Genomic DNA, 24373 nt, shown 5'->3' on the forward strand with positions numbered 1-24373 from the left:
GGAGACTCACATGACTGCCGACAACCAACCCAAATTGCCTTTGGCTGCGACTCCAGAACTGCGCGCCAGCTTGGAGGCTGCCCATCTGCCGACCCTGCTGATGGTCTATGTCCATCTGACCGGCGAGTTGTCGCTACTGGATCAATTCAGCCCCTACATCACCACGCCGTATGCGCCGGACCAGAAGCCTGTTCCCGATGATATGGCGCGCGACCTGAGAGAGCGCCTGTTTACGGTACTGACGTCCAAGGATGCACCGCAGGCCAAGGATCTCGATGCCGAAACCATGCGCCGCATGATGTCGGTCGCGGTTGGCGAGCCGGTGGATGCTGAAAGCGTGCCGATGCTGATCGAGCAGATGGGTTTTGAGCGCCCTGCTCCGCGCCTGCAGACCGCGGGCCGAAAAGCCCCTCCGGCAGACTTTAATGTGCTGGTGATCGGTGCGGGCCTCACAGGCATTGCCGCGTCGATCAAGCTGACCGAAGCCGGCTATGACCACGTCCTTATCGAGAAAAACGAGGACGTCGGTGGCACTTGGTACGAGAACCGCTATCCGGGGTGCGGTGTCGATACGCCGAGCCACTTCTACAGCTATTCGTTCGAGATCAATCCGGACTGGACGACCTATTATCCGAAGGCCCACGAGATGCAGGAATACCTGCTGCGCGTGGCCGACAAATACGACATCCGTTCCAAGACCCGTTTCAGCACCACGGTTCTCGCCTGCCATTGGGATGAGGCCGCCAAGCGCTGGAATGTCTTTGTCGAAAAGAGCGACGGCACCCGCGAGACCCTGACCGCCAAGGCCGTCATCAACGCCCACGGCCCGCTGAACCGCTGGCGTCTGCCACCAATCCCAGGTCTGGACCAGTTCAAGGGCATCGCCGTGCATACGGCCGGTTGGGACCCTTCGATCGATGTGACCGACAAGAAGGTTGTGCTGATCGGTACGGGGGCCAGCGCCATCCAGATCACGCCAGCCATCATCGACAAGGTCGAGAGCCTGACGATCCTGCAGCGCGACAAGCACTGGCTGCTGCTCAATCCTGAAATCTCCGAGCAAGTGAACGATGGCGTGCTGTTCGCCATGCGTCACATTCCAAAATACCGCGAGTGGTTCCGCTTCCGCGTCTTCTGGTTCGCGGGCGATGGCCTGTTCATCAATGTGCTGAAGGACCCCGAGTGGAAGGACCACCCGACCTCGGTCTCGGCCGTCAACGATATGATGTACAACATCGCCGTCGGCTATCTGAAGGCCAAGACGACCGATCAGGGACGACCCGATCTGTTCGACAAGCTGCTGCCGGACTTCCCGATCTTCTCGAAACGCCTGCTGCTCGATACCGGCTATTTCGATGCGCTGCGTGATCCCAAAGCCGAGTTGATCAACACCGAGGTGACCCAAATCACCGAAACCGGCGTGGTCACCAAGGATGGCCAGTCGATCGAGGCGGACATCATCATCTTCGCGACTGGCTTCATCACCGCCAAGGCGCTTGGCCCGCTGGAAGTTGTCGGTCCGAACGGTGCTAACCTCGGCGAGATCTGGGGCGACGAAGATCCGCGCTCATACCTTGGCGTCACGCACCCCGGCTTCCCGAACTTCTTCCTGACGGTTGGACCGAACAGTGCTCCGAACCATGCCGCTGGCCAGAACATGCTGTCGGAAGCGCAGATCCACTACATCATCGAATGTCTGGATCGCGTGGTCGCCGAAGGGGCTGACGGTATCGAGCCGACCTATGAGGCGTTCGAGAACTGGAACAACCAGATCGACGAACGCATGCAGCAAATGATCTGGACCCATCCGAAGGCCAACAGCTACTACAACAACTCCAAGGGCCGGAATTTCATGTCCTGGCCGTACCGACTGGTCGACTACTGGAACGCGTCCCGCAAGCCGGACCCGGACCATTTCAAGCTGGTCAAATAAACATAAGGCCCGGATTGCTCCGGGCCTTTTTCGTATCAACCTGCGGTCTGGGCACTGTCTATGGGCAGTGCCGCTCCGGTAACGGACCGTGCATCATGAGAAGCCAGATAGAGGATCGAAGCCGCAACCTCGTCCGCTTCGATGAAACGGCCCATCTTGGGAGCCGAACGGGCGATCAGGGACATCTCGGCCCCTTCAGGCAGGCCCGCCTCCATGATCATAGGCGTCGACACACCTGACGGACAGACCGCATTCACCCGCACCTGATCGGCGGCCAGCTCAATCGCCATAGCCTTGGTCATCGCGATCACCGCCGCCTTACTGGCGCAGTAGGCCGAGTTATAGGCGATGCCGACGAGTCCGGCGGCCGATGCCACATTGACGATGTTGCCTTGGCTAGACTTCAGATGCGGGACAGCCGCCTGACTGAGGAAAAAGACGCTGGCCGCATTGACGGCCATAATCCTGTTCCAACGGTCTGGCGTGTAGGTGCCGAGCGGTGACCAGTCGAGCATACCGGCCACATTCGCCAGCACATCCAGCTTGCCGTGACGCGCAACCACCTCTTCGACCAGCGTAGAGCAACGGCCTGCATCGGATACATCCGCTTCATGCAGACTGGATGTCACGCCATTACCCAACAGGGCGACCGTGTCGGCCAGCCCTTCCATGTTGATGTCGGCCAGCGCTAACACCGCCCCCGCCTTCGCGAAGCGTTCTGCCGTCGCTCTGCCGATACCCGATGCGGCCCCTGTCACAAGTACGACCTTGTTGGTAAAATCCATCCCTACCCCGTTTCAACTGCGAATGCCTTGGCAGCACACATCTATACATTTGTATGTAAATGTAGTTTTCATATAGCTGTCTAGAAAAATATCGCTTAAGTCACCTCGCTCCGGATCACGCAGGTAAAGACACTCAATTCATGGCGATTGAAAAACGGCAATCGACGGACACCCGACGCGCACGCTCTCGCCAGATGATCTTGGCCGCCACCAGTCGCGTGCTTTCAGAGCGCGGACTGAACCTCATGACGGTCGAGGATATCCTGCAGGAGGCCGGCGTTGCACGGGCGACCTTCTATTCGCACTTCACAGACAAGAACGATGCCACCCGCGCCGTGGTGGACGAGATGTTCAAGCGCGCCTCGCAACTCTATCAGAGCATCCACACGCTTAAGGAAATCACACCGGAAACCTTACGGGCCTGGCTCTCCGAAGCCTATGAACAGTGGAAGGCCTATCAGGCCGAAGTCAGCTCTCTGGTACGCGATTTTGCCGGTTTCTTCCGCAGCCCACAGTTCACTCAGCTGGAAGAGTTTGCGCGTGTTCTGGTGGGCGATGGCAGCCAATTCGCCTGTTCGGAAGAAACCGCGCTTCTTCGTGCTCGCCTGCTGATCGTGCAGTTGGAACGTGCGATGATGGATACAGTGAACGGTAATTGGCCTGTGGCCAAGAGCCAGTTGATCGACGAACTGGTCGTACTCTGGCACTCTGCGATGACGCGCCCTTAGTTGCGTAGCAGAATTACTTCCGGTCTACGCAATCAACTAGTGAAGTGCTATATCCCTTCATAGCGCCCATAACGGCGCAGTGCGTCGTGAGGGAAAATGTCTATCGAAGAGCGTTTGGCCAGGCTGGAAGCGGAGTCCGAAATCCGCAAGCTCAAAGCCCGTTATCTAAATGCCTGCGACGCCAAGGATGTCGCGGCCGTCCGCGCCTGTTTTACCGAAGATCCCAAAATCGATTTCACGGGTATGGGGCAGTTCACGCTCGACCAGTTGATCGGCATTTTCACCGAACTGGCCGTTACAACCCAGATTGCAGACAGCCATCATGGCCATAACGCAGAGATCGAAGTCCTGTCCGCAGACAGCGCAAAAGCACGATGGAATTTGGGCTTCAGCACATTCGACCCGCGCGGCAACAGCTTCCGCGTGATGTCCATGTTCTACTACGACGAATACCGCCGTACGAGTGACGGTTGGCGTATTTCCGTGTCCTGTACCGAGGCACGAACTGTAGTCGAGGGCAGGCTTGAAGCAGGAAGCGTCACCGGCGCATTGCTGGTACCGCCGCCTGCCCCTGCAGCCTGATTATCGAACGATGGCCGGATGAGGGATGCGGGGTTCGCCCAGCATCTCGCGGTAGGAGGGCGGCTGGCGGTTATCACTGTCCTTGATGCCGTACTTGAGGGCGGCTTCGGCCACTATCAGCGTTTGGCCTGAGATCTCCATTCTAGCTGGATCGCGGTGAACAGCGCCGATGATCTCGCCCGTGAACTCTGGTGTTTCGGCCTTGACCATAAAGCCTTCGTATTGGTCAGGCCGCTCCGCCAAGGATTTGGCAGTACGCTCCGTCGCCAGTGGTCCCATCCAGAAAGAAACTGCCGCAACATCGTGTTCTTTGAGGTCCACGCCCATATCTGCGGCGAACTTGTCTACGCCTGCCTTTTGCGCGCCGTATGCCGGACCGTGCATGTAGCAAACCGATCCGAATGACGACGTAAACGCGATCAATCCGCCACCGGTACGGATCAACAGCGGCGCAGCATAGAAGCTCGACACGTATGACGACCGAAGACCGACATCGAGGATATCGACGAGGCTGAGCGGGCGCTCCCAAAAGCCACCGGGGGTAATCAGTTCATCATCGATGACTGTGGCATTGTTGACCAGCAGATCCAGTCGCCCCTGCTCCGCTTCAACCCGCTCGAACAACGCTTTCACCTGTGCGTCGTCGCGGTGGTCGACAGCGGCGGCAATCCCCTTGCCACCCAACTCTGTGATTGCCTGCGCCGTTGCGCCGATAGTGCCAGGAAGCGGTGCCTGCCCCTCGACGACCGTGCGGCCCGTCACATAGACCGTATAACCCTGTCGCCCCAAAGCCCGCGCGATACCTGCGCCCGCTCCGCGACTGCTCCCTGTTACGACAGCTACCTTACCCGACCCCATACTTTCCTCCTCTTATCGGTCTCCGCGGCCATTCACATGCAGATGACTTGAACCGGATTACCACGCATACATACATTGGAGCTAAATTATATTGTTGATATGCGTCACAATAAGAGACACAAAAAACGCAATAACAAAACACGCATGGGATAGGGAGGGAATATCATCATGTTGACCCGTTTCAATGTAGGACTGCGTCTCGTAACGGCCGCGCCGGCAGCCATGCTCGCTATGACGGCACCCGCCATCGCCCAAGAAGCGTCAAGCGATCCCCAGGCCGCAGCCATCGTTGACGACGTCGTCGTTACCGCACGCCGCCGCTCCGAAAATCTTCAGGATGTTCCGATCGCCGTCACCGCTGTAACCGGCGAAGGACTGGACGCACGAGGCTACAGCTCGATTACCGATATCCAGCAAATGACGCCGAACCTGACCTTTACGCCGGGCACGGGCGGGTCATCGGGGCAAATGTCGGCATACGTCCGTGGTGTTGGCGAGTACGATTATATCGTCACGTCCGATCCCGCTGTGGCTGTGTTCTTTGATGGCGTCTATCAAGGCCGTCCGTTCGGCGCGCTGACCTCGCTGATGGGTATCGAACGCGTAGAGGTCCTGCGCGGTCCACAAGGCTCGCTGTTCGGCAAAAACACCATCGGCGGTGCCATCAGCGTCGTTTTGCAAAAGCCGACAGGTTCGAACTCCGGCGAAGCTGACCTCAAGGTCGGCAGTTATGATCACGTCCAGTTGCGCGGGTCTTACGATCTGGCACTGACCGACGATCTGGCCATGTCGGTTTCGGCGCTGGGCCGTTGGGGCGACGGCTGGCAGGAGATGGACAGCGGCGGCACAAAGGGCAACACCGACCAGATCGCCGGTCGCGCCGCCCTGCGCTGGACCAAGGGCGATTTCGATGCTGTCTTGAGCGTTGACGGCTATCGTCAGCGCCAAAATGCAGCGCCGAACAATATGATCGCCTTCTATCCGGGTTTCTTCTCGGAACTTTACTCCACGTTTGTCGAACCCTGCTGCAATGTGCCATCCAACATTGATCGGGCTGATGTTACTCCGATCCTGAATATCGATAATGCCGATGCCAGCTCGGTCACGCTGACACTCGACTTCCCGGCATTCGGTGGCGATCTGAAGTCTATTTCCGCCGCACGCTACAGCCGTGTGGCCTTCGCTCGTGACGGCGATGCGTCGCTGACCAACTATTCTGGCGACCGTCAGGACATCACCAGCCGCCAGTTCTCGCAGGAATTCCAGCTGTCTCACGAGCTATTTGACGGCAAGGTCACCACGCTGGGCGGCCTTTATCTCTTCCACGAACGCTCGCGCCAGAAAACGCTTCTGGTCACCGCATGGGGCCTGTATCCGCGTCTGCTGGAAGCCCAGTTTGATCCGGAAATGGCTGCAGGACTCGATTTCAATGTCAACTTCGATCAGACGCAGGAAACCGACAACGCCGCCCTGTTTGGTAACGCGACCATCCGCCTGAACGACAAACTCTCGCTAGATGTCGGCGGCCGCCTGACCTACGAATCCAAAGAGTTTGACCAAACAGCCCGGCGCATCTTCGCGCAGGTTCCGCTCATCCCGGGCGTACCGGGCTATCAACTCGATGAAAGCTGGACCAATTTTTCCCCGAAGGCCAGCCTGAACTATGAGTTCAGCGACGAGGTGCGCGGTTACGCCATTGTCTCGCAAGGCTTCCGCTCGGGTGGCTTCAACGGCCGTCCGACCTCGGAGGCCGAGATCGGCAGCTTCGACCCCGAAATCCTTACCAGTTACGAAATAGGTCTGAAGAACGACCTGTTCGACCGTCGCCTGCGCCTGAACATCAGCGCCTTTTACAACCAGTACGAAGACATGCAGGTCAACGTGTCCTATCCGGTGCTGGGTGGCGTCGTGGTTCGCACCGAGAATGCCGGTAAGGCCCGCATCTGGGGTATCGAAGCCGAAGGCCGCTATATCGCGAACGACTGGCTGACCTTCGAAGGCGCTGTTGGTTATCTGGATGCCGCCTATGAGGAATATTTCAGCCGTGACGCAGACGGTAACGTCCTCGACTACAGCGACCTCGAGCTGAAGCACACGACACCGTGGACCGCCAGCCTCGGCGCTGTGTTTACAGGCCGCATAGGCCAGTTCGATACCACTTTCCGCGTCGATGCCGCCTATATGGACGAGCAATACAGCGACACCCAAAATCAGCCGCTGCTGAAGGGTGAAGCCCACACCTTGCTCAACGCCAGCTTGAACTTTCGCGCCGACAACGGCCTTTCCTTCGGCATAGAAGGCCAGAACCTGACCGATGAGCGCGTGATCAAGGAAGGCTATGACGGCTCGGGATCATTTGGCTTCATCGAGGCCTATTACAACCCGCCGCGGCGCATTTACGCCACCGTACGCTACGCGTTCTGACTTTCCTCCCCTCGACTATCGGCTGCGGATTTCGGTCCGCAGCCTTTTTTTAGCAGGGTCCCGCTTAGTCCCTCAGTCCGCGACAGCCGGACGCCACGGCAATCCATTGATGTGGGCACCGCCGTCTGCAAAAAGTGTGTTGCCTGTGAGGAACCCGCTTTCGTCGCTGGCCAGATACAGTGCAAGTGGGCCAATATCACCATGCGCATGACCCAAGCGTCCTGCCGGTATCTGCGATACCAGATGTTCCATCATTTCAGGGTTCTGCTCGAAATACTCCTTGGCCTGAGGGCTTGTGGCAGACGGGCAGATCACGTTGACTGTGATCCCGTGCGGCCCCCATTCCACAGCAGCGGTGCGGCTGAGCGCGCGCATAGCTTCCTTGGATGCATTGTAGTCAGCCGTGAACATGTGTGCGTTCACACCGTTCAACGATCCCATATTTATAATCCGGCCCGCCCCTTGCGCCTTCATCACTGGAAAGGCTGCCCGCATGGCCCAAAAGACGGCCCAATAGTTCAGGCGAAACGAACGGTCCATCGTCTCATCCGTCATGCGCTCCAGCCGCTCCGGTGAACTGGCTCCCGCATTGTTCACCAAAACATCCAGCCGCCCGAAGGCTTCAGTGGTACGGGAGATCATGTCCTCGACCTGCTGGCGCACCGTGACATCCGCCGGGACAAACAGCGTTCTGGCACCATGGGCTGAGGCAAGCTCGCCCAATAGCATCTGCGCCTGCTGCTCACTGCGCTGGGCGATGACGATGTTGGCACCCGCCGCAGCAAAGGTTCTGGCGATACCTTCCCCGACGCCCTGCCCGCCTCCGGTAATGACCGCGACCTTGCCGTGCAGTCTACCCGTCATCAGTTCGCCCCCGGGTAGTCGGTATAGCCCCGCGCATCATCGCCCAGGCCTGTGTACAGTGTTGCGCGATCCGGCTTGGCGAGCGGTAGGTTATGTTTCAGACGCTGCACCAGATCAGGGTTTGCGATGAAGCCACGCCCCAGTGAAATGACATCGGCCTCGCCGCTTGCCAGGCGGGCCTTATTATCCTCAATCCCCCGGCTGTTGTTCAGGATCAACGGTCTGGTCCAGTGCCGTTTGGCGAGGGCCAACGCGTCGAGATCGGGCTGCGGCAAGTCTATCAAGTGCAAATAAGCCAGACCTAGTCCATTCACCGCATCCAGCAGTACAGCGTACGTTTCCGCCGGATTGGCATCGGCCATGCCATTCAGCGTGATTCCGGGGCATATCCTAAAGCCAATACGCTCCGCCCCAATCGCCTCAGACAGTGCGGTCAGGGTTTCCACGACAAAGCGGGCGCGGTTTTCGGCGCTGCCGCCGTATTGGTCTTTCCTAAGATTGGTGTTCGAAGACAGGAACTGCATCGGAAGATAGCCACTGGCACAGTGTAGTTCTACGCCATCCAGCCCTGCATCAATGGCATTGCGCCCTGCCTGGACATATTCGGCAATCACTTGCGGCACTTCCGCAGTTTCCAAGGCGCGCGGCAGCACGCACGGCTGGGGCACGCCATCCGGCCCCGGTATCATGTCAGGACAACGTACAGCCGATGGAGCCACCGTCTCGGCATCCGCATCCTTGTTAGCCGCTACTGCCGCGCGACCGACGTGCATGAGCTGGACGACGATCCTTCCGCCTGCAGCATGAACGGCATCGGCAACGCGCGACCATCCCTTTACCTGTTCGGGCGTGTAAATGCCGGGTGTGCGCCAGTAGCCCTTGCCGGCGGCAGATGGCTGAGTGCCCTCGGTTATGATCAAACCCGCGGAAGCGCGCTGGCGATAGTACTCGACCATCAGATCCGTCGGTGCATCACCATCCCCCGCACGGTCACGGGTCATCGGTGCCATAACGATGCGGTTCGCAAGCTGGATCGCACCAAGATCGACCGGATCAAACAGACCAGCCATCATCTTACCCTCGGACGTGGCAGCGGATGGTCCTTGCGCATAGCGTCGATAAAACCTTCAAGCGGCGCGGGATCGGCGACAGGCGCATCGTGGGGTTTGCCCGCCCGTTCCCAGAACGTCTTCCATGACGGGAAAAGGTCGTGGAAACTGCCCTCATAGGGCGGCTGGCCCGGCCAGCGCATCTTGCGGCTGCCGATCGGCGGCTTGTTCAGATCGGTTGCGTACCAATAGAGCGGCAGGCGGCGCTGAAAGTACCAGAGGCCATCGATGCGCGTATAGCGATCGAAATACATCATCTGCATGATGATCCATTCCGCGCCGGTCTCGTGCTCGTTCTTGGAATAGACGATCCCCTGTGCATTATCGGGATCGATAAATTCAATCACATGGCCGCCGATGTGATGTGACGTCCCGTCGAACTGCTGGCCCATGGTTTCATCGAACCAGTCCCGCAGGGCTTTACGACCTGACTTTCCACCGCCAACCTGCACGTCCTCGGGGAACAGCGTCACCCACGCGTCTGAGTCCCGCATATCGAGGGCCAGACTGTATTTAGCGACCAACTGCCGTATCTCGTCGAGAGACTCCAACCGATCGATACGGCGCAACAGATCGCTGCTGTCCTGTTGCCCCCCGCTCATGCGCCCAAATCTCTCAGCACATTGCGAAGGACCTTACCGGCGGCGTTTCTAGGCAGATCATCCACGATCACAACCTTTCGTGGCACCTTGTAGTTGGCCATCGCATTCCGCGCCCAGCCGATCACGTCCTGCGGGTCTAGCGCGACACCGGCGCGTGGGATGACGAACGCCTTGCCCACCTCGCCCAGACGCTCGTCCGGCATGCCGACAACCGCGCACATCTCTATACCGGGGTGGTCGTTCAGCAGTTTTTCGATCTCGGCGGGATAGCAGTTGAACCCGCCCGAGATGTACATGTCCTTCATTCGGTCGGTGATGTAGAGATAGCCCTCCGCATCCTTGTGACCTATGTCGCCGGTCTTGAGCCAACCGTCAGTGGTGATCGTCTCGGCCGTCGCCTGTGGATCATCCAGATAACCGCGCATCACCCCATAGCCGCGCACCCAGAACTCACCGGATTCACCTGTCGGAACCTCCTGCCCATTCTCGTTGGCGCAAATGACTTCAACGCCCGGAATGGGCGTGCCGATCGAGGCGGATATCTGCTCGACCGAGGCCTCCGCTGGGGTCATGCAAACGCAGCCGTGCTCGGTCATGCCGTAACCGTTGACCACACGCTCCATGCCCAGCTCGTTCTTCATTCGATAGATGAGCGAAGGCGGTACAGGCGCGGCACCGGTCACGGCCACGCGGAGCGAAGAGAAGTCGCGCCCAGCTTTCTCCTGCTCGATTAACAACATCTGATAGATGGTCGGCGGACCGGGAATAAAGGTCACGCGCTCGGTTTCGATAATGTCCGCCAGCTTGGCCGGATCAAACACCGCCATCGGCAGGATGGTCGCCCCACGCACCAGACTGGCCACCCATCCAGCCTTATACCCAAAGGTATGGAAGAACGGGTTCACGATCATGAACCGGTCACCTTCGCGCACATCCACGCGTTCGGCCCAGTCGCTGAACATGCGCACGACCTGCCCGTGAGCGGTGAGCACGCCTTTTGGTGCGCCAGTGGTCCCCGACGTAAACATTATGTCGCTGATAGTACCGGGCGTGACAGCGTTCAGAGCCCTGTCGATCACCTGCCGATCAACCCCGTCTCCGCTTGAAAGGAACTCTTCCCACATACCGTCCTGAATCAGGACGGTATGTTTCAGATCAGGTGTTTCCTCGTCCGCCAGCAGGGCCGGATAGTCAAAGCCCAAAAAACCGCTGACCGTGAACAGCGCCGAAACCCTCGCGCGTCTTAGGATATCACCTGCCTCTTTTCCCTTCATACGGGTGTTGAGAGGAACGATGGCCGCACCACAAATTTGCGCACCGACAGCCGCTACGATCCATTGGCGGGAGTTCGGAGCCCAGATCGCTACGCGACTGCCAGCAACTATCCCATGCGCCATGCAGGCGGCGGCACATCGTCGTGCCTCAGCCCAGAGCTCGTTAAAGCTATGGGTTTGTCCGTTCTCAATGATGGCCGGAAAGTCCCCCCATAGGGCAGAAGCACGTTGCACGGCCTCTGGAATGGTTCGCGGCAGGATTTCGCGCTTGAAGCGGGTCATTGTGCCATTGTCCTGACCTGTACGCTGATCGACATCCATCACGACGACGGAATCCGTACCTTCAATCCCTCAAGCGCCGTGCTCACCGTGATCTGGCAGGACAGACGCGAGCACCCCTCATCGAAATCGTCTGAGAAGCTGGCCAACTCGCGCTCGTCGCCTTCGATCTGGCCGACGCGATCGATCCAATCCGCATCGACGTGAACATGGCAGGTCGCACACGACATGGCTCCGCCACATTCGGCATCAATGCCCCGAACATTATTCTGAACCGCAGCGGACATGAGGCTTGCGCCCTCGCTGACGTCTATTACCCGTTCGGTTCCGTCGGCTTCGATGAAGGTTACTTGAGGCATGGTTGTTGGTTCAAATGGCAGGCCCGATCCTGAAAAGGATCGGGCCCTGGGTTGAAGGGGTTTCGTCAGAAACGGAGCCGTAGCGAGACACCGATCTCCCGCGGCGGGTTGACGACAACATTGCGATATCCCGAGACAAGCGACGGACCAGCCGAGAAGCTGTAGTCGGGGTTCAGGACATTGGTCTGTTTGGCGTGGATGCTGTCGCTGGCCGAGCGCACCACAGCTTCGTCGAACAGGTTCTTGGCAAACACCGACAGTTCCCAACCGGCCTCACCGCGCAGGCCCAGGTAGAGGCTGACATTGGTGAAGTCGTCGTAGCTGTAGTCGATAATGTCGGAGTCAAAACCGGTCGCATATTGTGCAAGGGCACGGACAAACGGCTCAACCGTGCCGATGGGCTGGAAACGGTATTCGGTATTGGCCGACAGCTGGAACGGCGACTGGTCACCCATCTTTCCGTCAGCATCACAGAAAGTAGCTTGCTGACCGACCGGAACGATGATGTTGCCTGACCCGTCCACGGCGTTGCACGGGATCTGGGCACCATCGTACTTTGCGTCGGAATAGCTGGCCGAGACGGAAACATCCCAGTCCGGGGTAGGCTTGCCCCAGATTGTCGTCTCGAAGCCCTTCACGATGGCGTCGGCGTTATAATTCACCTTTAGCACGCTATCGATCACGCCGTTACGACCGCTGGCCATCCGGATCATGCCGGGGGTGCGACCGATATAGTCGTCAAACACCTGATAGAAGGCGTTGGCCGTAAAGCTCCAGCGACGGTCGAACAAAGTGCCTTTTACACCCAGTTCCACAGCGTTGGACGTCTCGTCCTTGGTCACAACCAGACGGTCTTCCAGCGGCGCCGTGTTACCAACGGCAGCCACACCCGGTCTGAACGATCGGCCATAGCTGACGTAACCGCTGATATCGTCATTGAAGCGATAGACGACGCTCGCACCGCCCGTGGTCGCCCCGACGGAGCGGCGGGCATCGTCCGCCGGCAGGGTGGGGAAAGCATCCATCACCACCAGACCGCCAGCGTTCACGGTCAGCATGCTTTGCTGGTACAGGTTGTAGAAAGCATAGCGGATGCCAGCATTCACCTGCAGGCGATCGGTTACATCATAAACACCGCTGATAAAAGCCGATTTACTGGCCACATCGTTCGGTGTTTCGATATACACATTGACCGGGCTGATGGTGTAGTGCGGGAACGTCGAGGCTACGCCCCCTGCCCCGTCACCAAAACCACTGATGAGATAGTCTGTACGCTGCAGAACGACAGCAGGGTCCTGTTTATGGCTGCTGTAGCCCGCACCGAACTGGAAGTTGAACGGGCCGGCCAGTTCGGACGCATAGCGCAACTCGATGGCTTTGGAGTCGGTTGGTGACAGGACGGCCTGATGCTCGTCATAGCCCGGCACGGCATTGCCACTGTCGAAATCGAGACGCTGGTTCAGGAAGGCGTCCGTCTTGGCACCCGCCAGCGACAAAGTACCCGACGCCATCTGCCAATCGACAGAGAAGGTCAGCAGATCGACATCGCGACCGAAGGAGGACGGGCCGTCAGAGACTGCGATCCGGTCCTCTACGCCGGCGATTGGCCCGTTACGAACCAGACCCATTTCCGGAAGCGCGCCCGCAGGCAGATCCGCACCCGAGCCGATGACCTGAAGATACTGGCGCTGTTCGGTTTCCAGATGCTGATAGCTGAGGTTAACGGTCAGATATTCAGTCGGCTTGGCCAACAACGAGACACGGAAGCTCTTGGCCTCCCCCTCGGAGGAGTCGTCACGCGTGACGTTGTGGACGTAGTTGACCGCATTACGATCTTCAACGAACGCCAGACGCAGGCCCAGGCGGTCCTCGACCAGCGGGATAGAGACGCCACCTTGCAGATTGTAGGCTTCCTGATCCGTAGCGGTAGCCTGGAAGTAGCCTTCCACCTCGGCAAGATCAGGACGACGCGTCATCATGGTGATGGCACCGCCCGGCGCTGTACGGCCACGCAAGATACCCTGCGGACCTCGCAAAACCTCGATCTGGGACAGATCATACATGGCCGCGAACATCAGCTGCGGATCGACCGGAGCCTCGTTCATATAGACGTCAACGGAAGGTTGCGTGCCGGAGTCTGGGTCAAAGACGATGCCGCGAAGCGAAGCGGTGTTCGAGCGACCGTCGCGGTTGCTCATTTCCAGGCCCGGCGAAAGCTGCTGGACATCCTTCACATCGAGAATGGTGAGCTGTTCCAGTTTCTCGCCTGTCGCCACATCGACCGCTATTGGCACATCCTTGAGCAAGCGTGCGTTACGGGTCGCCGTCACCACCACATCAGCGACCGTGGCCGTATCCTGTTCTTCCTGCGCCATGGCCTGAACAGGGAGTGCCGACAGAACGGCAATGCCTGCCGCGCCTCCGAGCAAATAGGTTCTATTCTGCTTCCTGGTCGTCATCTCATCCCTCCGGTTGGCCTTATTTTTGGCCTTGGTTCGCGGCTGATCACCGCTTTGCTTTTGACGAAAATGGCTTGCGCGCATGCCCCGAAAAGGTGGGATACAGGCGTGCGAAATCATCGAGGCCCGTAGCCCCCTAAAGCACTCTGATGGTTTGGGTTTTGGGTTAGGCGACGTCCTCGCGAACCGCGGGCATACCGTGAACCTTATAGGTACCGTTTGCGCGGGCCTGGAACGAGGCCGCCTCTGAGCGCGGATTGTAGAACTGCTGGTACCAAATCTTGGCCTTGCTATAGGGGCCGTCACCCGGCACGGCCATCGGCGTGATGCACGGTGCCTTGTTTCTCCAGATATCGAAGTCCTGAGCGAAGGCTTTCAGACTGCCGGCCTGATAGGCAATCTGCATGTCCTTATCCTCGGGCGCAGCCTTTTCCTTGCCCGAATTGACCAGCAGGCCATGCCAAGCCTTCACGCGGCCATCGTCGACCGGAGTGTGGGCGATGAACATGACCTGATATCCGCCGTTGAAATAGGACAGCAGGATGCCCGGCCCCGTATAGAAGGTGTCGGTTTCCAGCATGACGCCCGGTGCCAGATCGCGGTGATAGCTGCCTTGGAATTGGCGCGCCTCAATGCCGTTGAAGACGTTGTGGAAATACTCGCACGGGCCGCCATGCGTCGGGCCTAGGTGAGCGACATCACAGATATTGTCGATGATCTCCTTGGGATGGCAGGGCAGTTCGCCCAGGTGATCCAAATCCCATTGAACAAAGGCGGGATCATCCCACTGCGTGATTACTGGCAGGTCAAAATCCGGCTCGCCACCTTCGGGGTCGTGCCATGCGAAAATGCAGTTGTACTTTTCCTCGACCTTCCAGGTGCGGATTTTCGCAGCTGCCGGAATGGGCGCTTTCGAATACGGAATCTGGTTGCAACGGCCATCCGGTCCGAAACGCCACGCATGATAGGGGCAACGGATATTGTCACCCTCCACGTGGACATGATCCTGAACCACATAGGAGCTGTCATTCTTGGCGAGGTGCGTTCCCATGTGCGGGCAATAGGCATCGACCATGTACACCTTGCCGCTCTCACCGCGGTACAGAACAAGATCTTGACCGAAGTAACGCACAGCCAGAGGCCTATTGGTAACCTCTTTGGCTTCGGCCACTACGAACCACCCACGCGGAAAGGTGAAGGGTCCCAAACCGTAATCCTCAGTGCCCGCCATGACATGCTCCCAAAACGTCAAGTGGTAAAACCGTCGCCGCGCCTGAAATCGCAAACACAATCCCAAACCGCATTTTTATTTTTGTTATGCGTAAAATAAAGTCCGAAATTATGCGCAATATGTCAATTGCAAATCCGGGCTCTTCAGCCACCCCACGCGATCACGATGTTCAGCGAAATTTCGTTCAAAAATCAACGACATTTAACCAGCAAACCGTCGCAGGCCGCAGAAATACGCACTATCGATCAAGAAAAAAGAAAATTGATCGAGTGCGTATTCGATCTCATGTTAAGTCTGCAAACCACAGATTTATACAGCCGCAGGGGGGGCATATGCGCAGAATCGATACCATCGACGCAGCGGATGTTTTAATCGTCGGATCTGGTGCTGCTGGGCTGGTCGCCGCTTTACGCGCCGCGCAATCAGGAGCGAGTGTAGTTCTCATCGAAAAGTCGTCCGAAATCGGGGGCACTTCCGCGACCTCGGGCGGCGGCATCTGGATACCGTGCAGCAATCTTGCCAAAGGCGTGGAAGGCCATGCAGACAGCGATGACGAAGCGTTCCGTTACATACGGGCCCTGGCCGCCGGTTGGAGCCATGACAGCCTGATCCGCTCCTATATCCATCAGGCCCCCGCCATGCTGGATTGGCTGATGGCATCGGCACCCATCCAATACATCCCTCTACCCTACCCCGATTATCACCCCGAGGCAGAGGGGGGTAAAACGGGATGGCGCACACACCTGCCGTTGCCGCTTGACCTGCGGGTGCGCAACACATCCATCCGAAATTTGCGCAGAGCCTCTCCCGCGGCCAGCCTCGGCGGTGTGATCAACTGGACATTCGACGAGACGACGGCCCTGCTCTACCGCCCCAAAGGCTGGATCAAGACTCTCGCGAAGATGCTGGCCCGCTACGCCTTCGATCTGCCCTATAGGCTGACATCGACGCGTGATCGCTTCCTGACTTTAGGCAATGCACTGGTCGGAGCTCTTGTCCTTGCAGCACGTGATGCGGGCGTCGCCATTTATACCGACACCTCGCTGAAGGATCTAAAGGCCGAAAACGGGCGCATCATTGGCGCGACGGTCCTGCATGACGGAGCCACAATCAACATCGCTGCGCGAAACATCATCCTGACAGCCGGTGGATGGGAGCGCGACACCGAACTACGCCAGCAGCACTTGCCGCACCTGCCAGACCCAACCCATTCGGGCTCACAACCCAACAATACGGGCGATGCGATAAAGGCCGCAACAGCCATCGGGGCACAGGTACGGGGCATGGATGCCGCATGGTGGGCGCCCGTATTCCGCGTGCCAGGAGAACAACGCGGTCGGCTATGCACCATCGAACGTGCTCTGCCCGGATGCATCATGGTCGATCAAAACGGGGAGCGCTTTATGAACGAGGCCAGCTCCTATCACATCGCCGGCGAGCAGATGATGGCCCACGCGGCCAAGATCGGGTCGGCACCACGCTTCTGGATGATCTTCGACAGCCGCTATCGTCGACATTATCCCATGGGGCCCCTCTACCCGTTGCTTCCCGACTGGCTACAACTTCCCGGCGTCACCAAAACCGTCAAAAAGGCGAGAACCCTGTCGGATTTGGCCAATCAGATCGGGGCGGTCCCGCAGCGTCTTGAACAGACGGTGACCGGCTTCAATAGCCATGCCGCTGCCGGGAATGATCCCGCGTTCGGCCGCGGAAACAGCGCTTATGATCGCATGTACGGCGACCCGCGCGTGAGCCCCAACCCCACACTGGCCGCGCTGGACGAAGCCCCGTATTACGCCGTGCCGATCTATGCCGGAGACATCGGTACGTGCAGCGGATTGGCTACGGACGAGCACGCACGCGTTGTGGATGTTAATGGTGCCCCCATCGAAGGGCTGTATGCGGCAGGCAACACTGCCGCATCGGTCATGGGCGGTTCTTATCCCGGCGCTGGTTCGACACTCGGTCCCGCCATGACATTTGCATGGGCCGCTGCCGGCCATGCGACACAATAAAGAAAAGGCCGCCAGCAGATCTGGCGGCCTTTTTGTTTGGATTAATTCACATTGGGTCTTGTGATCCGTGCCAATCGGGCATCGTATTTGGGAGTACCGATGGACCACGACAGCTCGACATCGATCACGCCATCCAGTGGACGTATCTTACGACGGACGATGCTGTCAGCAGCCTCAACCGTGGTGAACAAACCTGTAGCCATAAGGCTGCAACGGCCCAACAAAAGTACGACAGAGCCGATTTCCGGCATTTCCGAGAGCTGTTTGGAAAGCTGCGGCACCTTGGACGGCTCGGCCTGAATCCACATCATCACCAGATTGGGTGAACCGGCCATGCGGAAGTCGGTGACGACAGTGAACTGGATCATTCCGTCATTCTGCAAACGGCGCAGACGGGTACGGATAGTTCCCTCGGTCACTCCGAGTTCGGCGGCAATCTGACGGTTGGATACACGCGCATCACGGCTGAATGCGTCGATGATGCGGAAATCAAGATCGTCGAGACTGGGCTTGCTCATAGGGGGGCCACATTGAATTCAAATTTCACGACATCATAGGCCACCGCCGAGTCCATGGCGGCAATGCCTTTGATACGCGCCACGTGATCCGTCATGAAGACACTGATCTCGTCAAAATTCTTTAGCGCGACCAGAAGCTCCAGATCAAAACGTCCATTCATCATATTGATTGAAAAGACTTCCGGCAGAGCACCCAGCTCTGCTGCAACATCGTCGACGTCTCGGCCTGCCACCTTGATACCGACAGCCAGCAGGACCTCGTAGCCATGTGCAGCAAAGTCCGAAACAGCCACCACGCGCATGGCGCGGCTTTCTTCCAGTCTTTTGATGCGCGCTGAAACCGTCGCTGCGGTGATGCCAAGGCTCTCGGCGATCTCGAGGTTGGTCGCACGACCATTCTCGCGAAGCATATTGATGATGCCGTTATCGAGATCATCCAACACCGGAATGTTGGAAGAGCTGCCGTCTTTGATCTGCATTTTGCTCCGCCGGGTGGCCTGCTTTACCCTAGCGGTCATAATGCGTTCCTGTCGAAATTGCGATCACTTGCCGGTCGAAGCCAGAGATTTCGCAGCACGACGGCCTGAAAAGACGCAATCCGCGACCGACAAACCACTGACATACAGATTGGAGCAGATGCCGAGTGCGCTGCGACCGGCGGCGTAAAGGCCCTCGACCGGCTCGCCGTTTTCATTCAGCACCTGCCCTGTTTCTTCATCCACCCTCAAACCGCCCAGGGTCAGCGTGGGAAGCGGGAACAGCGGCGCATCAATCGATACATTGACCGCGTAATACGGCCCCTTGCCCAACTGCACTGCGTCGCTACTGCGCTTGTCGAACGGGTCTATTTCGCCATTAGCGACGGCATTGTGCTGCTGGATCGAATGCTTCAAGGCCTCTGCCGGAACCCCGATCTTCTGAGCCAAAGCTTCCAGCGTTGAAGCCTTTTTCGCGCCCAGCACCATCGCCATCAGAGCCGGCCACTTCTGGAAGTCCAGAACGCCCTCTGCGCTGGCTTCAGCCTTAGCTTGCTTGACCAGAGACTTATCCAGAATGACCCACGCCTTGCCGTCGCGGCCATCACACATGGCCTTGCCGATGGCAGCGCCATACAGGGTTTCATCAATAAACCGCTTACCCGCAGAGTTCACCAGCGGAGCCCGCGCCCAACTGAAAGGCGGGTTGATGAACCGCCATGCGCTGATCCGGTCCATACCGACCATTGCACCACCTGCGGTCACGCCAAGACAGACGCCCGAACCGTCATCTGCCGGTGTGCCCAGAGGCAAACCCTTTATGTAGTCAGGCGAGAAATGGGCCACCATCTCGCGGTTGAAGACATGGCCACCCGCAGTGATCACCACGCCTTTTGCGGCCTTGATGTACTGCGTCTCGCCATGCTCACGCATCATGTCCGATGCCTTGCGGGACAGCTTCAGCACCTGCGCATCGAACCAGTTCGCACCCGGCCAGGTTCGAGGATAGGCGGCCATCTTGGTGATACGGGCTTGCAGTTTTCGCCACTGCGCCAGCGCTGGCTTCGTTTCAGAGATACGCCGCGCCTTGACGCCTACAACCGCCCCCGATGCATCCAGAATCATCGCCTCGACAATGGTCTCTGTCAGAAGGTTCACACCAGCCAGATCGGCGGCTTCCTTCAAGGGGTCATACAACCCCGCGCCATACCCATGCGCACCGCGCGTCGGTGGCAGATCGACACGATGCCCCCGCGCGGCAGGTTTTATCTGGTCCGCATAGCGTTTCGCCAGCGTGCTGTCAGAGTGGTAGAGGTAGTAGGTCGTCGGCGGGTACGAGGTCTTTTTCTCGTAAAGAACAGGCCTGAACTTCACGCCGTGCGCGACCATCCAGTCGTGATCATCGACGCTGTTCTCGCAAAAACGGCGGACCATCTCGTCAGAGACGACGCCCCCAGCCTCGATCTTAAGATACTCGTACATAGCGTCGACGCTGTCCTCGACGCCGGCTGCTTTCTGGGTGGTTGTGCCACCGCCAGCATAGAAAACACCGCCATTGATGGTGGTTGCCCCGCCACCGTTACCGCGGTCCAGCGCAATGACTGAAAGACCGGATTCAGCAGCCTCCAACGCGGCACATACCCCTGCGCCACCATAACCGACGACAACGACGTCTGCGCTGTGCGTCCAGTCGGAAGGCTGGAGTGCGTTAGCATTTACGGCGGCCTCGATAGTCTTTGGCCACCAACCCTGTTCACGCATACCAGCCTCCCCTTGGCTTATTCGAGAGCCAGTCTTCAGGCGTCCGCCTTGGCCTTGATCATGTCGAGCGCCACGTCCACGATCATGTCTTCCTGTCCACCCACCATGCGGCGGCGCCCCAGCTCGACAAGGATGTCCTTGGTCGACAGGCCATAGTCCTCGGCGGCCTTCTCGGCGTGACGCAGGAACGAAGAATAGACCCCTGCATACCCAAGGCTCAGCGTCTCGCGGTCGACGCGGACCGGACGGTCCTGCAGCGGACGCACGATGTCCTCTGCCGCATCGATCAGGGCACTGACGTCGCAGCCGTGGTTCCAACCCTTACGGTCGGCGGCAGCGATAAAGACTTCCAGCGGCGCGTTGCCCGCACCGGCACCCATGCCCGTCAGGCTGGCGTCAATACGCACGGCGCCGCACTGGGCCGCGACGATGGAGTTGGCGACGCCCAGCGACAGGTTGTGGTGGGCGTGGATACCGCGTTGGGTTTCCGGCTTCAGCACACGGTCATAGGCTTCGAAGCGGGCCTTGACGCCGTCCATGTCCAGAGCGCCGCCGCTGTCGGTCACATAGACGCATTGCGCGCCATAGGATTCCATCAGCAGGGCCTGCTGGGCCAGAGCGTCCGGCTCGATCATGTGGCTCATCATCAGGAAGCCCGAGACGTCCATGCCCAGATCGCGGGCGATGCCGATATGCTGTTTCGACACGTCGGCTTCGGTGCAGTGGGTCGCCACGCGGACCGAGCGCACACCTATGTCATAGGCGCGCTTCAACTCCTCGACCGTGCCGACACCCGGCAGGATCAGGGTGGTCAGGATCGATTTCTCGAGAACCTCGGCCACGGCTTCCAGCCACTCCCAGTCGGTGTGGGCACCAAAGCCGTAGTTGAAGCTTGCACCCGACAGGCCGTCACCGTGGGCGACTTCGATGGCGTGAACGCCAGCCTTGTCCAAAGCGCGGGCAATCGCGCGCACTTCGTCCAGACCGTACATGTGACGGATGGCGTGCATGCCGTCGCGCAGGGTTACGTCCTGAATGTACAGAGCGTCTTTATTGACGTCGAAGCCCATTACGCGACCTCCTTCTCTTGGCGGCGCGCGGCCAGAAGCTCGCCCGTGGCCTTGGCCGCAGCGGTCATGATGTCGAGGTTACCGGCGTAGGGCGGCAGATAGTCCCCGGCACCTTCGACTTCGAGGAAGATCGAGGTCTTGATGCCCTTGAACTGGCCGCGACCCGGAATGGTCAGCGGGTTGTTGTCGCCATAGCGCTCGAACTGGACCTGCTGTTTCAGGCGATAGCCCGGCACATAGGCGCTGACCTTGGCGACCATGGCCTCGACCGAGGCGCGGATGGTCTCTTCATCGGCCCCGTCCGACAGGGTGAAGACGGTATCACGCATGATCATCGGCGGTTCGGCCGGATTCAGGATGATGATGGCCTTACCCTGTTCGGCACCGCCGACCTTCTCGATCGCGCGGGCGGTCGTGCGGGTGAACTCGTCGATATTGGCGCGGGTACCCGGACCAGCCGAACGCGACGACACCGACGCGATGATCTCGGCGTAGCGCACGTTTGAGACCTGGCTGACAGCCGCCACCATCGGAATGGTCGCCTGACCGCCGCAGGTCACCATGTTGACGTTGCCGCTGTCGAGATTGTCGCCACCGTTCACAGCCGGAACGACGAACGGACCGATAGCCGCAGGCGTCAGATCGACCACCAGCTTGCCATCGGCGCGAAGGCGCTCGTCGTGTTCTTTGTGGGCGTAGGCCGAGGTGGCGTCGAACACGACACCGATCTCGGGATACACTTCCGAAGCGACCAGACCGGCCAGACCTTCGTGGGTGGCGAACACGCCATGGGCGCGGGCGCGGGCCAGACCCTCAGAGGCCGGATCGACACCGACCACAGCGGCCAGTTCCAGATTGTTCGGATAGCGGATCAGCTTTTCCATCAGATCCGTGCCGATATTGCCCGATCCAATGATCGCGCATTTAACTCTGCTCATAACTATCCCCTCGAGCCTAAGCCCCTAGCGGAAGCGGGCGACGCAGCGCCCGACTCCGTCCAATTCCATCTCGAATTCATCACCGGCCACGGCATCTGCCAGCGGCACCAGCGATCCCGACAGGATCACATCGCCTGCATCCAGCGTGACGCCATATCGGCCTAGAGTATTGGCCAGCCATGCCACTGCCGTCAGGGGAGAGCCCTGCACCGCAGAACCATAACCTTCAGACAGGAACTCGCCGTTCTTCTTCACCACAACCTTGAGGTTGGGCAGGTCCAGCGAGGCCGGATCATTGTGTTCATCGCCTAGTACGAACACACCGCACGAAGCATTGTCCGCGACCGTATCGACGATCCCGATTTTCCAGTCCTGAATGCGGCTGTCGACAATCTCGAAACAGGCGATCACTTTCTCGGTCGCGCCCAGAACGTCGGCTTCGGTAATGCCCGGACCTTTCAGTGACGACTTGAGCACAAAGGCGATCTCGGCCTCGGCACGCGGTGCGATCAGCTTGTGCGCGGCGATATCGATATCGCCCTCGACATACATCCGGTCGGTCATGAAGCCGAAGTCAGGCTGGTTCACGCCCAGCATGTCCTGCACCACCTTGGAGGTGACGCCGATCTTCTTGCCGATGACCTTCTCGCCCTCGGCGGTGCGGCGCTTCAGCACCTCAAGCGAGATGGCGTAGGCGTCATCGATCGTCAGCGACGGGTCCTGTTCGATCAGGGGCGTAATCACGTCCCCGTCGCGTAGTGCCTTGTGAAGCTGTCCTGCGAAATCAAGATGCTTACTCATAGATAACGTCCGTCCTGATAGATCAGGGGGTGGCATTCGCCGCAAACGCGGACCTCCCGCACCGCACCGATCACGATGGAGTGCGTGCCATAGGTGACGATGCGATCGACTTCGCATCCGACCACGGCCTGCGCGTCGCTCAGAGCCGGTAGGTCTTGGATGTCATTGCTCCATTCGCCGACACCAAAGCGCAGTTCCCGCGCCATGGAGCCACCGAAGGCGTTGGCGACTTCGCGGTGCTGAACACCCAGTAGGTTCACGTTGAACCGTGCGCCGATAAACATGCTGGCGTGCAATCCGGCCTGACGGTTGATGCAGACCAGCAGCGACGGCGGGGACATCGACAGCGACGTCACCGACGTGGCTGCCATGCCTACCGAACCTCCATCACGGCTGCGGGCCGAGACGACCGCCACCGCCGAAGCCAGTCGCCGCATCGCCTCTTTGAGGCCGCCCGAGAGCTGGTCCGCAGTCATCGCTGGCTCACCCATGTAGGAACTCGATGGAATAGCGGTTGAACTCTTCTGCGCGCTCCACCTGTACCCAGTGCCCGACCTTGTTGAAGGTCATGAAGCGAGCGTCGTCACAGTCGGCCAGGAAGTAGTCGATACCCGACAGCGGCATGAAATGGTCGTTGAAGCCCCAATAGCCGAGGATCGGCATCTTCAGCTCGTGCAGACGGTCGCGCAGATTGTGCGTCTTCATACGGGCGAGCACATCCTTGGGCTGGATGCGGGCCACCTCGAATCGTTCTGCCACCAATTCGTCGGTGACATGCACCGGATCGAAAACAAGGCTTTCGGCCAGACGGCGTTGGTCTGCGATACTGAACTCGGGGCTGCCGAATGCGCTACGCATGTTCGCGATACCCGGCATAGCGAAGTAGACGGGCAGTTCTTCGATACAACCCGGCGACATGAGGATCAGGCGATCGACAAATGCCGGATCATTCAGAGCGATCTGGATTGCCACACCGCCGCCGAGCGAGTTTCCGACCAGAGTGGCCTTCTCGATCCCGTGGGCCTTCAGCGCCTCGAACAGGGTGTCGGTGAACAGGTGCAGCGTATAGTCGAGACCCTCCGGCTTCGACGATGCACCGTAGCCGATCATGTCTGGCAGAATGACGCGGAAACCGGCGTCCACGAACGCGTCCACGTTCTGGCGGAAGTTCGACAGGCCCGAGGCGCCGGGACCGCTGCCGTGGATGAACACCACGGCCGGGCCCGAGCCAGCTTCCTGAATACAGATTTCATAGCCGCCACTGACTTTGTGGACGGCACGCGTGATGGCTGCGCGCGTCATGGCTG

General features: G+C 59.1%; 22 protein-coding genes. 5 read left to right on the forward strand and 17 right to left on the reverse strand.

Going from position 1 to position 24373, the window contains the following annotated elements:
- Nucleotides 1–10: 10 nt before the first annotated feature.
- Nucleotides 11–1933: a flavin-containing monooxygenase gene (locus OB03_RS01170; protein ID WP_461342947.1), complete on the forward strand. Its 1923-nt coding sequence runs from the start codon at nucleotides 11–13 to the stop codon at nucleotides 1931–1933.
- Between the two features lie 35 nt (nucleotides 1934–1968).
- Here OB03_RS01170 and OB03_RS01175 read toward each other — a convergent pair whose 3' ends face one another.
- Nucleotides 1969–2718, reverse strand: coding sequence for an SDR family NAD(P)-dependent oxidoreductase (locus OB03_RS01175; protein ID WP_461342948.1), 750 nt, complete (start codon nucleotides 2716–2718; stop codon nucleotides 1969–1971).
- Nucleotides 2719–2858: 140 nt separating this feature from the next.
- Here OB03_RS01175 and OB03_RS01180 point away from each other — a divergent pair, with 140 nt between their 5' ends.
- Nucleotides 2859–3446, forward strand: a complete 588-nt coding sequence (locus OB03_RS01180; RefSeq protein ID WP_461342949.1) for a TetR/AcrR family transcriptional regulator — start codon at nucleotides 2859–2861, stop codon at nucleotides 3444–3446.
- 96 nt (nucleotides 3447–3542) lie between these two features.
- The gene (locus OB03_RS01185) at nucleotides 3543–4028 is read left to right on the forward strand and encodes a nuclear transport factor 2 family protein (RefSeq protein ID WP_461342950.1); all 486 of its coding nucleotides are present in this window, start codon (nucleotides 3543–3545) and stop codon (nucleotides 4026–4028) included.
- On the opposite strand, the gene OB03_RS01190 is transcribed toward OB03_RS01185, so the two are convergent.
- On the reverse strand, nucleotides 4029–4886 hold the full coding sequence (locus tag OB03_RS01190; protein WP_461342951.1) for an SDR family NAD(P)-dependent oxidoreductase: 858 nt from the start codon (nucleotides 4884–4886) through the stop codon (nucleotides 4029–4031).
- A gap of 168 nt (nucleotides 4887–5054) precedes the next feature.
- Here OB03_RS01190 and OB03_RS01195 point away from each other — a divergent pair, with 168 nt between their 5' ends.
- Complete coding sequence (locus OB03_RS01195; protein WP_461342952.1) at nucleotides 5055–7310, forward strand: TonB-dependent receptor; 2256 nt, start codon at nucleotides 5055–5057, stop codon at nucleotides 7308–7310.
- Nucleotides 7311–7382: 72 nt separating this feature from the next.
- On the opposite strand, the gene OB03_RS01200 is transcribed toward OB03_RS01195, so the two are convergent.
- The 7 genes from OB03_RS01200 to OB03_RS01230 form a co-directional block, all read right to left on the reverse strand.
- Nucleotides 7383–8174 carry an SDR family NAD(P)-dependent oxidoreductase gene (locus OB03_RS01200; RefSeq protein ID WP_461342953.1) on the reverse strand — a complete coding sequence of 264 codons (792 nt, stop codon included), beginning with the start codon at nucleotides 8172–8174 and terminating at the stop codon, nucleotides 7383–7385.
- Complete coding sequence (locus OB03_RS01205) at nucleotides 8174–9244, reverse strand: alkene reductase (protein WP_461342954.1); 1071 nt, start codon at nucleotides 9242–9244, stop codon at nucleotides 8174–8176. Before OB03_RS01205 ends, OB03_RS01200 begins: the two co-directional genes overlap by 1 nt.
- Nucleotides 9244–9852: a nuclear transport factor 2 family protein gene (locus tag OB03_RS01210; RefSeq protein ID WP_461342955.1), complete on the reverse strand. Its 609-nt coding sequence runs from the start codon at nucleotides 9850–9852 to the stop codon at nucleotides 9244–9246. The genes OB03_RS01205 and OB03_RS01210 overlap by 1 nt, the downstream gene beginning before the upstream one ends.
- A gap of 29 nt (nucleotides 9853–9881) precedes the next feature.
- Nucleotides 9882–11480, reverse strand: a complete 1599-nt coding sequence (locus tag OB03_RS01215; RefSeq protein ID WP_461342987.1) for a FadD3 family acyl-CoA ligase — start codon at nucleotides 11478–11480, stop codon at nucleotides 9882–9884.
- On the reverse strand, nucleotides 11480–11797 hold the full coding sequence (locus OB03_RS01220; protein WP_461342956.1) for a 2Fe-2S iron-sulfur cluster-binding protein: 318 nt from the start codon (nucleotides 11795–11797) through the stop codon (nucleotides 11480–11482). Before OB03_RS01220 ends, OB03_RS01215 begins: the two co-directional genes overlap by 1 nt.
- 65 nt (nucleotides 11798–11862) lie before the next feature.
- Nucleotides 11863–14256 carry a TonB-dependent receptor gene (locus tag OB03_RS01225; RefSeq protein ID WP_461342957.1) on the reverse strand — a complete coding sequence of 798 codons (2394 nt, stop codon included), beginning with the start codon at nucleotides 14254–14256 and terminating at the stop codon, nucleotides 11863–11865.
- 166 nt (nucleotides 14257–14422) lie between these two features.
- Nucleotides 14423–15487 (reverse strand): Rieske 2Fe-2S domain-containing protein, encoded by a 1065-nt coding sequence (locus OB03_RS01230; protein WP_461342958.1) that lies wholly within the window; start codon nucleotides 15485–15487, stop codon nucleotides 14423–14425.
- Between the two features lie 332 nt (nucleotides 15488–15819).
- Here OB03_RS01230 and OB03_RS01235 point away from each other — a divergent pair, with 332 nt between their 5' ends.
- Complete coding sequence (locus OB03_RS01235) at nucleotides 15820–17502, forward strand: FAD-dependent oxidoreductase (protein ID WP_461342959.1); 1683 nt, start codon at nucleotides 15820–15822, stop codon at nucleotides 17500–17502.
- Nucleotides 17503–17543: 41 nt separating this feature from the next.
- Here OB03_RS01235 and OB03_RS01240 read toward each other — a convergent pair whose 3' ends face one another.
- The 8 genes from OB03_RS01240 to OB03_RS01275 form a co-directional block, all read right to left on the reverse strand.
- Nucleotides 17544–18020, reverse strand: a complete 477-nt coding sequence (locus OB03_RS01240; RefSeq protein WP_461342960.1) for an Lrp/AsnC family transcriptional regulator — start codon at nucleotides 18018–18020, stop codon at nucleotides 17544–17546.
- Nucleotides 18017–18499 carry an Lrp/AsnC family transcriptional regulator gene (locus tag OB03_RS01245; RefSeq protein ID WP_461342961.1) on the reverse strand — a complete coding sequence of 161 codons (483 nt, stop codon included), beginning with the start codon at nucleotides 18497–18499 and terminating at the stop codon, nucleotides 18017–18019. The genes OB03_RS01240 and OB03_RS01245 overlap by 4 nt, the downstream gene beginning before the upstream one ends.
- Nucleotides 18500–18562: 63 nt before the next feature.
- Complete coding sequence (locus OB03_RS01250) at nucleotides 18563–20257, reverse strand: FAD-binding protein (protein WP_461342962.1); 1695 nt, start codon at nucleotides 20255–20257, stop codon at nucleotides 18563–18565.
- Nucleotides 20258–20292: 35 nt separating this feature from the next.
- A complete protein-coding gene (gene dmpG / locus OB03_RS01255; protein WP_461342963.1) occupies nucleotides 20293–21327 on the reverse strand; it encodes a 4-hydroxy-2-oxovalerate aldolase in 1035 nt (344 codons plus the stop codon).
- A complete protein-coding gene (locus OB03_RS01260; RefSeq protein WP_461342964.1) occupies nucleotides 21327–22265 on the reverse strand; it encodes an acetaldehyde dehydrogenase (acetylating) in 939 nt (312 codons plus the stop codon). Before OB03_RS01260 ends, dmpG begins: the two co-directional genes overlap by 1 nt.
- Nucleotides 22266–22289: 24 nt before the next feature.
- Complete coding sequence (locus OB03_RS01265; RefSeq protein ID WP_461342965.1) at nucleotides 22290–23066, reverse strand: fumarylacetoacetate hydrolase family protein; 777 nt, start codon at nucleotides 23064–23066, stop codon at nucleotides 22290–22292.
- Nucleotides 23063–23557, reverse strand: coding sequence for a flavin reductase family protein (locus OB03_RS01270; RefSeq protein WP_461342966.1), 495 nt, complete (start codon nucleotides 23555–23557; stop codon nucleotides 23063–23065). The genes OB03_RS01265 and OB03_RS01270 overlap by 4 nt, the downstream gene beginning before the upstream one ends.
- Entirely contained in the window at nucleotides 23550–24368 is an 819-nt protein-coding gene (locus OB03_RS01275) for an alpha/beta fold hydrolase (RefSeq protein ID WP_461342967.1), read from the reverse strand. The genes OB03_RS01270 and OB03_RS01275 overlap by 8 nt, the downstream gene beginning before the upstream one ends.
- Nucleotides 24369–24373 lie beyond the last annotated feature (5 nt).

The organism is Brevundimonas sp. GN22 (genome assembly GCF_054824005.1).